Source organism: Kitasatospora sp. HUAS MG31 (assembly GCF_040571325.1).
Classification (GTDB): Bacteria; Actinomycetota; Actinomycetes; order Streptomycetales; family Streptomycetaceae; genus Kitasatospora; species Kitasatospora camelliae.
On record NZ_CP159872.1, the window covers coordinates 4,451,287 to 4,463,379 of the forward strand.

The 12,093-nt window shown below is 74.8% G+C and carries 11 protein-coding genes and 1 tRNA gene; 9 read left to right on the top strand and 3 right to left on the bottom strand.

Annotated features, from left to right (window positions below; translation table 11 throughout):
- Positions 1–36 precede the first annotated feature (36 nt).
- Positions 37–642 (bottom strand): 5-formyltetrahydrofolate cyclo-ligase, encoded by a 606-nt coding sequence (locus ABWK59_RS20200; protein ID WP_354642004.1) that lies wholly within the window; start codon positions 640–642, stop codon positions 37–39.
- Between the two features lie 60 nt (positions 643–702).
- Between ABWK59_RS20200 and ABWK59_RS20205 the strand changes: the two genes are divergently transcribed.
- The 9 genes from ABWK59_RS20205 (at position 703) to ABWK59_RS20245 (ending at position 9,627) form a co-directional block, all read left to right on the top strand.
- The gene (locus ABWK59_RS20205; RefSeq protein ID WP_354642005.1) at positions 703–1,575 is read left to right on the top strand and encodes a GGDEF domain-containing protein; all 873 of its coding nucleotides are present in this window, start codon (positions 703–705) and stop codon (positions 1,573–1,575) included.
- A gap of 49 nt (positions 1,576–1,624) precedes the next feature.
- On the top strand, positions 1,625–2,545 hold the full coding sequence (gene galU / locus ABWK59_RS20210; protein ID WP_354642006.1) for a UTP--glucose-1-phosphate uridylyltransferase GalU: 921 nt from the start codon (positions 1,625–1,627) through the stop codon (positions 2,543–2,545).
- Between the two features lie 24 nt (positions 2,546–2,569).
- Positions 2,570–3,889: a gephyrin-like molybdotransferase Glp gene (glp, locus tag ABWK59_RS20215; protein WP_354642007.1), complete on the top strand. Its 1,320-nt coding sequence runs from the start codon at positions 2,570–2,572 to the stop codon at positions 3,887–3,889.
- Between the two features lie 109 nt (positions 3,890–3,998).
- Entirely contained in the window at positions 3,999–4,502 is a 504-nt protein-coding gene (gene moaC / locus ABWK59_RS20220; protein WP_420492810.1) for a cyclic pyranopterin monophosphate synthase MoaC, read from the top strand.
- Positions 4,502–5,029 carry a MogA/MoaB family molybdenum cofactor biosynthesis protein gene (locus ABWK59_RS20225; protein ID WP_354642009.1) on the top strand — a complete coding sequence of 176 codons (528 nt, stop codon included), beginning with the start codon at positions 4,502–4,504 and terminating at the stop codon, positions 5,027–5,029. Before moaC ends, ABWK59_RS20225 begins: the two co-directional genes overlap by 1 nt.
- A complete protein-coding gene (locus tag ABWK59_RS20230) occupies positions 5,026–5,652 on the top strand; it encodes a GNAT family N-acetyltransferase (protein WP_354645029.1) in 627 nt (208 codons plus the stop codon). Before ABWK59_RS20225 ends, ABWK59_RS20230 begins: the two co-directional genes overlap by 4 nt.
- A gap of 150 nt (positions 5,653–5,802) precedes the next feature.
- Positions 5,803–6,969, top strand: a complete 1,167-nt coding sequence (gene glpR / locus ABWK59_RS20235) for a gephyrin-like molybdotransferase receptor GlpR (protein ID WP_354642010.1) — start codon at positions 5,803–5,805, stop codon at positions 6,967–6,969.
- Between the two features lie 102 nt (positions 6,970–7,071).
- Positions 7,072–7,145 (top strand) — tRNA-Ala (locus tag ABWK59_RS20240).
- A 250-nt stretch (positions 7,146–7,395) separates the two neighbouring features.
- Positions 7,396–9,627, top strand: coding sequence for a terpene synthase family protein (locus tag ABWK59_RS20245; RefSeq protein WP_354642011.1), 2,232 nt, complete (start codon positions 7,396–7,398; stop codon positions 9,625–9,627).
- A gap of 144 nt (positions 9,628–9,771) precedes the next feature.
- On the opposite strand, the gene ABWK59_RS20250 is transcribed toward ABWK59_RS20245, so the two are convergent.
- A complete protein-coding gene (locus ABWK59_RS20250; RefSeq protein ID WP_354642012.1) occupies positions 9,772–10,659 on the bottom strand; it encodes a peptidase in 888 nt (295 codons plus the stop codon).
- Between the two features lie 2 nt (positions 10,660–10,661).
- A complete protein-coding gene (locus ABWK59_RS20255; protein ID WP_420492811.1) occupies positions 10,662–12,011 on the bottom strand; it encodes a VWA domain-containing protein in 1,350 nt (449 codons plus the stop codon).
- Positions 12,012–12,093 lie beyond the last annotated feature (82 nt).

Below are 12,093 nucleotides of genomic sequence, written 5' to 3' on the forward strand. Positions count from 1 at the left end.
TTCAGCGGCCCCTCGGCGGCGCGGGCGGCAGCCCCGTCAGCGGCCGCCCCCGGCCGGGAAGCGCACCACCCCCGACGGGGTGACCACCGCGTGCACCGGCAGGTCGTGCGGCTCGGCCGGCACCTCGCCGAGCAGCTCGTGGTCGTAGAGCAGGGTGGCCAGGAAGGGCTCGGCCCGGGCCGCCGCCAGCCGGGCCAGCACCCGGTCGTAGCTGCCCCCGCCGCGGCCCAGCCGCACCCCCCGGCGGTCCACCGCCAGCCCCGGCAGCAGCACCAGGCCGACTCCGGTGACCGCCTGGGGCCCCAGCCGCGGACCGGTCGGCTCCCGCAGCCCCCGGGCGGCGGCCTCCAGCTGGTCGGCACCGGTGTACTCGGCCCAGTCCAGGTCGTTGTCGGGCAGCAGCACCGGCAGCAGCACCCGCACGCCGCGGTCCAGCAGGGCGTCCAGCAGCGGACCGGTGCCCGGCTCCGCGCCCACCGACACATAGGCCGCCACCACCCCCGCCGGCTCGGCCAGCTCCAGCGCGTGCAGGGCCAGCGCCGCGGCGGCCACCTCCCGCGCGCCCGCCGCCAGGGCACGGCGCTCCGTCAGCAGGCGTGACCTCAGTCCGGCCTTGTCGTTGTGCAATGGATCGGTAGTCAAGGGATCTCCACAGCTCGGCACCGGACGGGTGGCACGAGCCTGACACGCAGAGGCCGCCCCATGTCCACCCCGCTCCTGCTCCAGGCCCTCGCGGGCCTCGGCGCCCCGGCGCTGGCCGCCGTCGGGTGGTACGGGCGGCGCCTGCGCCGCACCGCCGCCGAGGCCGCCGGGCGCGAGGAGGGGCTCCGCGAGCGGATCGCCGAGCTGGAGCAGGAGTGCGCCGACCTCCAGCGCACCGCCTCCTGCGACCCGCTCACCGGGGTGTGGAACTACCGCCACCTCCAGCTCACGCTGGACCGCGAGATCGAGCGCGCCCGCCGGGCCGAGGCCGCCTCGGCCGAACCCCGCCCGCTCTCCCTGCTGATGATGGAGATCGCCGGATTCGAGGCGGTGGTCGCCGAGCACGGCCGGGCCCGCGCCGGCGCGGTGCTGCGCGACCTCGCCCAGCGGCTCAGCGTGGAGATCCGCCGCTCCGACACCCTCGGTCGGTACGGCGGCGAGGAGTTCCTGGTGCTGCTGCCCGACACCGGCGCGGAGGGCGCCGTCCAGGTCGCCGAGCGGCTCTGCTGGACGGTCCGCCGCCACCAGCTGCTCGACTGGTCCGCCGCCGGGCCCGCCAAGCGCCGCTCCGCGGCGGGCAACGGGCTGACCGCCGCGATCGGCCTCGCCGTCCTGCCCCGGGACGGCGGCCACACCGCCCTGCTGCTGCGGGCCGCCGACGGCGCCCTGGCCGAGGCACGCCGGGCCGGCGGCGACTGCTGGCGGGCCGCCCCCGGCAGGCCAGGACCGCTCGCCGACGGCGGAGCCGAGGCCGGGGGTGAGGCCGCCGGAATCACCGGTAATGTATCCGCTTGTGCCGAGCCGACCCGTATCGCGTCGACCGGTACCACCCGAGCTGCCGGTCCGGGGGCGCGGCACGGGGTCAACCGCTGATTCACTCCGCTCTCATCTGGACGGACGTGCGCCTGAGTAAGGTCGAGGCATGACGAACACGAACGCCCGTAAGCCCGTCACCAAGGCCGTCGTTCCCGCGGCCGGCCTGGGGACCCGCTTCCTGCCGGCGACCAAGGCAACCCCCAAGGAGATGCTGCCGGTCGTCGACAAGCCGGCGATCCAGTACGTCGTCGAGGAGGCCGCCGCCGCCGGCCTGTCCGACATACTGATGGTCACCGGACGCAACAAGCGCGCCCTGGAGGACCACTTCGACCGGGCGTACGAGCTGGAGGAGCTGCTCACCCGCAAGGGCGACCACGACCGCCTGCGCCGCGTCCAGGAGTCGGTCCAGCTGGCCAACATGCACTACGTCCGCCAGGGCGACCCCAAGGGCCTCGGCCACGCCGTCTCGGTCGCCGAGCAGCACGTCGCCGGCCAGCCCTTCGCCGTCCTCCTCGGCGACGACCTGATCGACCCGCGCGACCCGCTGCTGTCCCGCATGATCGAGGTCCAGCAGGAGCTCGGCGGCTCGGTCGTCGCCCTCATGGAGGTCGACCCCTCGCAGATCCACCTCTACGGCTGCGCCGCCGTCAAGCCCAACGGGCTGGGCGAGGACGTCTTCCGGATCACCGACCTGGTGGAGAAGCCGGACACCGCCGAGGCGCCGTCCAACTACGCCGTCATCGGGCGCTACATCCTGGACCCGGCCGTCTTCGACGTGCTGCGCGACACCAAGCCCGGCCGCGGCGGCGAGATCCAGCTCACCGACGCGCTGCGCGAGCTGGCCGCCCGGGACGAGAGCGCCGGCGGCCCCGTCCACGGCGTCCTCTTCAAGGGCCGCCGCTACGACACGGGCGACCGCGCCGACTACCTCCGCGCTATCGTCCGACTGGCGTGCGAGCGCGAGGACCTCGGCCCGGAGTTCCGGGGCTGGCTCCGCGAGTTCGTCGCCGGCGAGATGCAGGGCTGACCGTACGAAGGCGAGCGTGAGGCGATGACCGGGAAGACCGACGGCTGCTGTGGGGGCGCGGGCGCCCCGGCATCGCCCCGCATGTGGACGGTGGACGAGCACCTCGCCGACGTCCTCTCCCACATGGCGCCGCTCCCGGCCATCGAGCTCCCGCTGCTGGAGGCCCAGGGCTGCCGGCTCGCCGAGGACGCGGTCGCCGAGGTCGACCTGCCGCCCTTCGACAACAGCTCGATGGACGGCTACGCCCTGCGCACCGCCGACACCGCCCGCGCCACCGGGCAGTACCCGTCCGTCCTCGCGGTGGTCGGCGACATCGCGGCCGGCGCGGGCGAGCTGCCCAAGGTCGGGCCCGGGCAGGCCGCCCGGATCATGACCGGCGCCCCGGTCCCGCCCGGCGCCGAGGCGGTCGCCCCGGTCGAGTGGACCGACGGCGGCACCGGTACCGGTCTCGCCGCCGACTCCATGGGCGCCCAGGGCGGCGACCGGGCCGCGGACCAGGAGGTGCGGGTGCTCCGCCCGGTCGGCGAGGGCGCCCACATCCGCCGCCGCGGCAGCGACGTCACCGCCGGGGACACGGTGCTCACGGCCGGCACCGTGCTCGGACCGACCCAGCTCGGCCTGCTCGCCGCGATCGGCCGCGGCACGGTCAGGGTCCGCCCCCGCCCGCGGGTGGTGGTGCTCTCCACCGGCAGCGAGCTGGTCCAGCCCGGCGAGCCGATCGGGCCCGGGCAGATCTCCGACTCCAACAGCTTCACCCTCACCGCGGCCGCCCGGGACGCCGGCGCCATCGCCTACCGGGTCGGCGGGGTGCCCGACGACGCGGCGGTCCTGCGCGGCGTGCTGGAGGACCAGCTCGGCCGGGCCGACCTGATCGTCACCAGCGGCGGCGTCAGCGTCGGCGCGTACGACGTGGTCAAGGAGGTCTTCGCCGACTACGGCGGGGTGGACTTCCGGCGGCTGCGGATGCAGCCCGGCAAGCCGCAGGGCTTCGGCCGGATCGGCGGCGCGGACGGCGTCCCGCTGCTGACCCTGCCGGGCAACCCGGTGAGCGCGTACATCTCCTTCGAGCTGTTCGTCCGGCCGGTGATCCGGACCATGCTGGGCGCCGCCGACGTGCACCGGCCGGTGGTGCGGGCGGTGTGCACCACCGCGCTCCGGTCCCCGGCCGGCCGCCGGCAGTTCCTGCGCGGCCGGTACGCGGACGGCGAGGTCACCCCGGTCGGCGGCGAGGGCTCGCACCTGGTGGGCGCCCTGGCCCGGGCCGACTGCCTGATCACCGTGCCCGAGGACGAGACCGCGCTCCCGGCCGGCTCCACCGTGGACGTGGTCCTGCTGGCCGACTGACCGGGGGAGCACCCGGTGGTCCGGCCGGCCGGTTCGAAGGCGGATGTGGTCCTTCTCACGGCCCGCCCCGTTCGGGGTTGTACCGTAGCGCGGTACTCGACCTGCGCTGATGGAGCTACCCGTGACCGACACACCACCCGGCGACCGCCTCACCCACGTCGACGACACCGGCGCGGCCCGCATGGTCGACGTCTCCGAGAAGGCCACCACCGTTCGCACGGCGGTGGCCGCCGGACGCGTCCGGGTCGCGCCGAAGGTGGTCGAGCTGCTGCGCGGCGAGGGCGTCCCCAAGGGCGACGCCCTGGCTGTGGCCCGGATCGCCGGGATCATGGGGGCCAAGAAGACCCCCGAGCTGGTCCCGCTCTGCCACCCGATCGCCATCTCGGGCGTCACGGTCGACCTCGCGGTCACCGACGAGGCGGTGGAGATCACCGCCACCGTGCGGACCGCCGACCGGACCGGCGTCGAGATGGAGGCGCTGACCGCCGTCGCGGTCGCCGGGCTCACCGTGATCGACATGGTCAAGGCCGTGGACAAGGGCGCCGCCATCGAGGACGTCCGGGTGCTCAGCAAGACCGGCGGCAAGAGCGGCGACTGGCAGCGGGAGGCCTGATGCGCGCGCTCGCCGTCACCGTCTCCAACCGGGCCTCCGCCGGGGTCTACGAGGACAGGGGCGGCCCGCTGCTGGCCGCCGGCCTGGAGCGGATGGGCTTCGCCGTCGACGGCCCCCGGGTCGTCCCGGACGGCGACCCGGTGGAGGCCGTCCTGCGCGAGGCCGTCGCCGCCGGGTACGACGTGGTCCTCACCACCGGCGGCACCGGCATCTCGCCGATGGACCTCACCCCGGAGATGACCGCCCGGGTGATCGACCGCCAGGTCCCCGGCATCGCCGAGGCCATCCGGGCGTACGGCCGGGAGAAGGTCCCGACCTCCGCCCTGTCGAGGGGCCTGGCCGGTCTGGCCGGCCGTACCCTGATCGTCAACCTGCCCGGGTCCACCGGCGGCGTCAAGGACGGCCTGGCGGTGCTGGAACCGCTGCTGGCGCACGCCGTCGACCAACTGGGCGGCGGTGACCACCCCCGCCCCGCCGGGGCGCCCGCCGCACCCCCTTCCGCGCCCTCCGAGGGGAGATCCCACTGAACGCCGGCTGGCCGGTCGAACTGCGTGAGGGCGACGTCACGCTGCGGCCGATCCGTGCCCGCGACCAGCGGTCCTGGCAGGAGGTCAGCCGCCGCAACCGGGACTGGCTGCGGCGCTGGGAGGCCACCGTGCCCCCGGCCCCGGTCGGCCGGTCCTCGGCCGCCCGGCCGACCTACCGCCAGATGGTCCGCTACCTGCGCGGCGAGGCCTCGGCCGGCCGGATGCTGCCCTTCGTGGTGCTGTACCAGGGCCGGCTGGTCGGTCAGCTGACCGTCGGCGGGATCACCTGGGGCTCGATGTGCTCCGCCAACGTCGGCTACTGGATCGACGAGGAGGTCGCCGGGCGCGGCATCATGCCGACCGCGGTGGCGCTCGCGGTGGAGCACTGCTTCCGGGCCCTCGGCCTGCACCGGATCGAGGTCTGCGTCCGCCCGGAGAACGGGCCCAGCCGGCGGGTCGCGGAGAAACTCGGCTTCCGCGAGGAGGGAATGCGCCCCCGCTATCTCCACATCGACGGCGACTGGCGCGACCACCTGGTGTACGCGCTGACGGTGGAGGAGGTCCCGGAGGGGATGCTGAACCGCTGGCGGGCGATCAGGAGCGGGCGCTCGCAAAGTAATTGAATAAATGTTCGAAATAGATATCGATTGGGCATCGGGCCGGGGCCGAGCCGTCACAAATACCGGCAAAATAGTCGGAGAATCAGCTTGATCACACGACACGCCGGACCAAATTGCTGCCGGGCCTTCCCGCACGCCCGTACCGTGTGAAACGTGAGCAGTAGCGGCCTTATCTACGCGGTCATCGTAGGGGCCTGGGCTGCCTATCTGGTGCCGATGTGGCTCCGCAGGCAGGACGAGCTCAACGAGTCGCGTCCGACGGAACGATTCAGTACCGCGATCCGCCTGCTGGCCGGCCGTTCGGCCTTGGAGCGGCGTGCGGCCCGGGCCCTCGGCGAGGAGACCCCCGAGGACGGCACCCCGGCGGACGGATCCGCCCCCGACCGGGAGGCGACCCCCGACGGGGCCGAACCCCTGCCCGCGGGCGGGGGTGAAGCCTTGTCCGCCGACGGGCCGGCGACCGTCGGGGAGCCGGACCTCGCCGACGCCGAAGCCGGCGCGGACCCGGCCGGTCCGGTGGAGGTTGTGGAGGTCGCTGCGGCCGCGGAGTTCGCGCGCCCCGGTCGCCGGGACGGCGCGGCCCGGCAGTCCGCCGAGCGGCGCGCCCGCCTGCTGGCCCGCCGCCGCCGGATGGTCACCGCCCTCTTCCTCGCCTTCGCACTCGGCGCCGTGGTCGCGGCGGTCTGGGGCATCGCCTTCATCTGGGTGCCCGCCCTGCCCGCGATCCTGCTCAGCCTCTACATCGGCCACCTCCGCAGCCTGGAGCGCCACCGGTACGAGGTGAAGCTCGACCGCACCCGGGCGGCCCAGGCCGCCGAGCGGCTGCGGGAGCGGGAGCGGGAGCGGCTGGCCCGGCAGGCCGCCGTGGCCGCGCCGGCCGTCGACCACGACGCGGTGCACGCCGCCGACCCCGGGCGCGGCCACCTGCGGCTCGCCGCCCACCCCGGCGGCCACGGCGCGCCGGAGCCCGCCACCGCCGCCTCCGCGACCCCTGCCGCATCGGCCGCTTCGGCCCTGGTCGAGGCCACCGAGCACGAGGAGTGGGTGGACGGCATGCGCGAGCGCGCCGCCGCCGGCCCGGACTCCTGGGAGCCGGTGCCGGTCCCGCTGCCGACCTACGTCACCGCACCGGTCGCACCGCGGGTCAGCCGGGGCCTCGACCTCTCCGCGCCCGGCACCTGGGACTCCGGCCGGCCCGCCGCCGAGGCCCGCCCCGCCGCCGAACTGCGCCGGACCCCGCTGTTCGACCAGTACGCCGACCCGGCCGCCGCCGGCGCCGAGGACGGCTACGCCACCCGCCCCCGGGCCGCCAACGAATGACCCGCCGGCGCCCCGCCGCAGGCCCGCGCGCCGCGGCGGGGCGACCCGCCCACGGCCATGGTCATGAGCGGGTCCCCGGAGGTGATAGAGTTCTTTCTCGTTGGGGCTGTGGCGCAGTCCGGTAGCGCACCTCGTTCGCATCGAGGGGGTCAGGGGTTCGAATCCCCTCAGCTCCACCCGACGGAAATCCCGTCCGATCCATGTGATCGGGCGGGATTTCTGCTTTTCCGCGGGCGGGTCCCGGCAATCGGCCCGTCCGGCGGGGGTGGTGGCGGGGGATCAGGCGGCGGTCCGGCCGTGGGGCGGGCGGACGGGGCGTCAGGCGGGGTGCCGGGTTTCCGAAGAGGGGTTCGTTTGCGGCGGTGACAGGACCCGTCCGTGCTCGTTAGCCAGGGCGCTGACGTTGTCGACGAAGGGGCGAGCGCCGTGGCTCAGCCGTTCGAACTGCCGGACTTCTACGTGCCGTACCCGGCACGGCTCAACCCGCATCTGGAGCACGCGCGCTCGCACACCCGGGACTGGGCCCGCGCGATGGGGATGCTGGAGGGCTCCGGGGTCTGGGAGCCGGACGATCTGGAGTCGCACGACTACGCCCTGCTCTGCGCCTACACCCACCCCGACTGTGACGCCGAGGCGCTCGCCCTGGTCACCGACTGGTACGTGTGGGTCTTCTTCTTCGACGACCACTTCCTGGAGGTCTTCAAGCGCACCCAGGACCGCGAGGGCGGCAAGGCGTACCTGGACCGGCTGCCCGCGTTCATGCCGATGGACCTGGCCGACGGCTTCCCCGAGCCGACCAACCCGGTGGAGGCGGGCCTGGCCGACCTCTGGGCCCGGACCGTCCCGAGCATGTCGGCCGACTGGCGGGCCCGGTTCGCCGAGTCCACCCGCAACCTGCTGAACGAGTCGCTCTGGGAGCTCTCCAACATCAACGAGGGCCGGGTGGCCAACCCGGTCGAGTACATCGAGATGCGGCGCAAGGTGGGCGGCGCGCCCTGGTCCGCCGGTCTGGTGGAGTACGCGGCCCGGGCCGAGGTGCCCGAGGCGGTCTCCGGGACCCGGCCGCTGCGGGTCCTGCGGGACTCCTTCTCGGACGGCGTCCACCTGCGCAACGACCTGTTCTCGTACGAGCGGGAGATCGGCGAGGAGGGCGAGCTGAGCAACGGCGTGCTCGTCCTGGAGACCTTCCTCGGCTGCGGCACGCAGGAGGCCGCCGACCGGGTCAACGACCTACTCACCTCGCGGCTCCAGCAGTTCGAGAACACCGTGCTCACCGAGCTGCCCGGGCTGTTCGCCGAGCACGGTCTCGGGCCCGAGGAGTGTGTCCGGGTGCTGGCGTACGCCAAGGGCCTGCAGGACTGGCAGTCCGGCGGCCACGAGTGGCACCTGCGGTCCAGCCGGTACATGAACCAGGGCGGCGCCGCCGCCGGCGCGGGTGCCCCCGCCTTCGCCGTACCGACCGGCCTGGGCACCTCCGCCGCCGACATCAGGCTGACCGCCGGCCTCGGCGGGCTGCGGAAGTTCACCCACACCCCGCACCGGGCGGTCGGGCCGTCCGAGCTGCCGGAGTTCCACCTGCCGTTCACCGGCGGTCTGAACCCGCACCTGCCCGCCGCCCGCCGGAACCTGGTCGACTGGTCCCACCGGACGGGCCTGCTGCGGCCCGAACCCGGCGTGCCCGGCTCCGACCTGTGGACCGAGGAGATGCTGGTCGACTTCGACTTCGCGCTCTGCTCGGCGGCCATCGACCCCGACGCCACCCCCGGGGAGCTCGACCTCAGCGCCGCCTGGCTGGCCTGGGGCACCTACGCCGACGACTACTACCCCGCGGTCTTCGGCCGCGCCCGCGACCTCGCCGGGGCGAGGCGCTGCACCGAGCGGCTCGCTGCCCTGATGCCGGTGGACGGCGACATCGCCCCCGCCCCCGACCCCGACAGCGCCCTGGAACGCGGCCTCGCCGACCTCTGGCAGCGCACCACCGCGGGGATGTCCGCCGAGGACCGGCGGGCCTTCCGCACGACCGTCGACGACATGACCGGCGCCTGGCTCTGGGAGCTCGACAACCAGGCCCAGCACCGGATCCCCGACCCGGTGGACTACATCGAGATGCGGCGGCTCACCTTCGGCGCCGACCTCACCATGGGGCTCGCCCGGCTCGAACACGGGCGGGAGCTCCCCGCGGAGGTGCTGGCCAGCGGCTCGATCACGGCCCTGGAGAACGCGGCGGCGGACTTCGGCGGGCTGATGAACGACGTGTACTCGTACCGGAAGGAGATCGAGTACGAGGGGGAGCTGCACAACGCGGTGCTGGTGGTGGAGGCGTTCCTCGACTGCGACCAGCCGCGGGCGCTGGGGATCGTCGCGGACCTGATGAACGGGCGGATGCGGCAGTTCGAGCACATCGTGGGGCACGAACTGCCGGTCCTGTGCGAGGACCTCGGGCTGGGGGCGGCGGAGCGGGCGGCGCTCGACGCGTACGTCGGGGAGCTGCGGGACTGGCTGGTGGCGATCCGGACCTGGCACGAGGGGACGCGGCGGTACGGCGAGGAGGACCTGCGGCGGCACCGGGCGGCGCGGGTGCCGGCGGTGCCGGCGCTGTCGTACGGACCGACGGGGCTGGGGACCTCGGCGGCGAGGGTGCGGGAGCTCATCCGGTAGGGGCAGCCCCTGGGGTAGCCGGATGCGCAGGAAGGGGCGCGGGGAACCGCGCGGGGAGGAAAGGTTCTTCGTGAGCTTTCTCCCTGCGCGCAGTTCCCCGCGCCCCTGGGGTGACCGGGTGCGCACTGCCCCCGGCCGGGTGGGTCAGTTGGGGTCGTAGTGAGGGGTGGGGTGGGGGGTCTGGCGGGGAACGGCCGGGGGCGGGGTGCGCCGGTGGCCGCGGGGGTGGCGGGTGAGCTTGTAGCCCGCGACACCCGCGAGGGCGGCGAGGGCGCCGCCGGCCAGGGTCCAGTACCAGCGGGTGTTCCAGCCGGAGAACCAGCCCGAGTACCAGTGGTCCTCGGGCTCCGCCGGGGCGGCGGCGTGAGCGGCGGTGGCGGCCGGGGCCGGGCTCCCGCCGACCACGCCGGGGTTCACCGGCGGCACCAGCGGCGCCTTCAGCTCCCCGCCCTCGGGCTGGGCGTCGTCCGCCCCGCCCTTGGCGGTGACCTTCACCTTGACCTGGGCGGCGAGGCCCAGGTCCTGCTGCGGGACGTCGCCGACCGCGAGCCGGACGTAGTACGTGCCGGGCAGCGGGTCGCCGGACCAGGGCTCGGCCCAGGAGCGGATCTGCCGCAGGGTGCACCGCACCGCGACGCTGGTGGCGCTCTGGTCGGCGCTGCCGTTCTGCGGTCCTGCGGTGCAGGACTGGCGGCGGCGGAGGCCGTCGAAGACCTCCACCGTCCAGGTCTGCGGCCCGTGCCGGTCGCCGGAGGGCGCGAGGGCGACGTCCACCGCGACGGTGGGGGTCTGGCCCTCGGAGGCGGCGAACGCCCAGTAGAGGTAGTCACCGGTGGACACCGGGACGTCGGCGCTCTGGCCGGGCGCCAGGGTGGTGGCGGTCAGGAAGTTGGTGCCCGCGGTACCGGCCGGGGCCAGCGAGCCGGAGGCGGAGCCGGACGGGGAGGGCGAGGGCGAGGCGGCCACGGCCGCCGGGGCGGCCAGGGCCACCAGGCAGAGCGCCGGCAGCACGGACTTGAGAGGGGTACGCATCGTCAGTTCTCCCGCCAGACAGCGATCCGCCAGCGCGCCACCCAGCCGAAGACCAGGCCGGTGAGCAGGCCGGCCAGGGTGAGCACCAGCAGCAGGATCCAGCCGCGGCCGAGGCCCATGGCCGGGCCGTCGGGCGCCGGGGACGCCTCGGTGACGTCCACGGTCAGCTCCAGCGGCAGGCCGGGCTCGGCCTGGACACCGGGCTGGCCGGCGAAGGAGCTGCTGACGATCAGGCAGACCGGGCGTCCGGCGGCGTCCGAGGAACCGTCGGCGCCCGGGGCGGCGGAGGACTTCTTGTCGGACTTCTCGGCCTTCTCGGACTTGTCCGCCGCGGGGGCCGACCAGCGCAGGCCGGTGGAGGCGACGTCGGTGCGCCCGCTGCTGCCGTCGGTACCGCGGACCAGTTCCTGGCCCGAGGTGTCGGTGGCCCGCAGCAGCACCCCGTAGTCGTTGGCCACGGCGCGGTCAGGGGTGACGCTGACCGAGGCCCGCAGCTCCTGGCCGGGCTTGACCGGCACCCGGTAGACGCGGTGCTCGGAGAACTTCTCCCGGTCGGTGTAGACGCCGGGGGAGAGCACCGGTGCGCTCTCGCAGACGTCGGTGCCGGTGACCTTGGCGGGCGTCACGTTGTGGGTCTCGCCGGCCCGGCCGACCAGCTGCTTCACCTTCTGGGTGAGCTGCTCCTGGGTGCGCACGTCGGTGTAGGTGCCGCCGGTGGCGTTGGCGATGCAGAGCAGCTGCTGGCGGGTCTTGTCGTCGTGCGCCAGGCCGAGGGTGTCCACCACCAGGTGGATGCCCTGGGCGGCGAGCTCGCGGGCCACGTCGCAGGGGTCCGGCGGGGCGCAGGAGTCCTCGCCGTCGGTGATCAGGACGATCCGGCGGGTGGTCGGGCCGGTGCCGAGGTCCTGGGCGGCGCCGCGCAGGGCGAGGCCGATCGGCGTCCAGCCGGTGGGCCGCAGGGTGGCGACGGCGGTCTTGGCCTCGACCTTGTTGGTCTTGCCGACCGGGAAGAGCTGCTTGGTGTCCTTGCAGCCCTCGGCCTTGTTGTCGCCGGGGTAGGTCGCGCCCAGGGTGCGGATGCCGAACTCGGTCTCGGCCGGCAGGCCGTCGATGACCTCGTTGAGGGACTGCTGGGCCACCGCGATCCTGCTCTTGCCCTGGATGTCGGCGGCCCGCATGGAGCCGCTGACGTCGAGCACGAGGTCGACCTTGGGGGCCTCGGCGGTGGCGGCCGCGCCTGCGGCCGGTTCGTCTGCGTGGGCGGGTATGCCGCCGAGGACGGCGCCGACGGTGACCGTCAGCACCCCCAGGAGGCGGCCCGCGACCGGCAATCGTCGTCTGGTGATCGTCACGGGCCGCATCCTATGGAGCATCAGTTCGGCCGGGCCACTGCGGGCCGGAGCGCGGACCGTCCGGCCCCCGCCCGGCGCGCGG

Coding starts and splice junctions, on each gene's coding strand:
- ABWK59_RS20205 (WP_354642005.1), top strand. CDS start 703: ATGTCCACCCCGCTCCTGCTCCAGGCCCTCGCGGGCCTCGGCGCCCCG.
- galU (WP_354642006.1), top strand. CDS start 1,625: ATGACGAACACGAACGCCCGTAAGCCCGTCACCAAGGCCGTCGTTCCC.
- glp (WP_354642007.1), top strand. CDS start 2,570: ATGACCGGGAAGACCGACGGCTGCTGTGGGGGCGCGGGCGCCCCGGCA.
- moaC (WP_420492810.1), top strand. CDS start 3,999: ATGGAGCTACCCGTGACCGACACACCACCCGGCGACCGCCTCACCCAC.
- ABWK59_RS20225 (WP_354642009.1), top strand. CDS start 4,502: ATGCGCGCGCTCGCCGTCACCGTCTCCAACCGGGCCTCCGCCGGGGTC.
- ABWK59_RS20250 (WP_354642012.1), bottom strand. CDS start 10,659: ATGCGTACCCCTCTCAAGTCCGTGCTGCCGGCGCTCTGCCTGGTGGCC.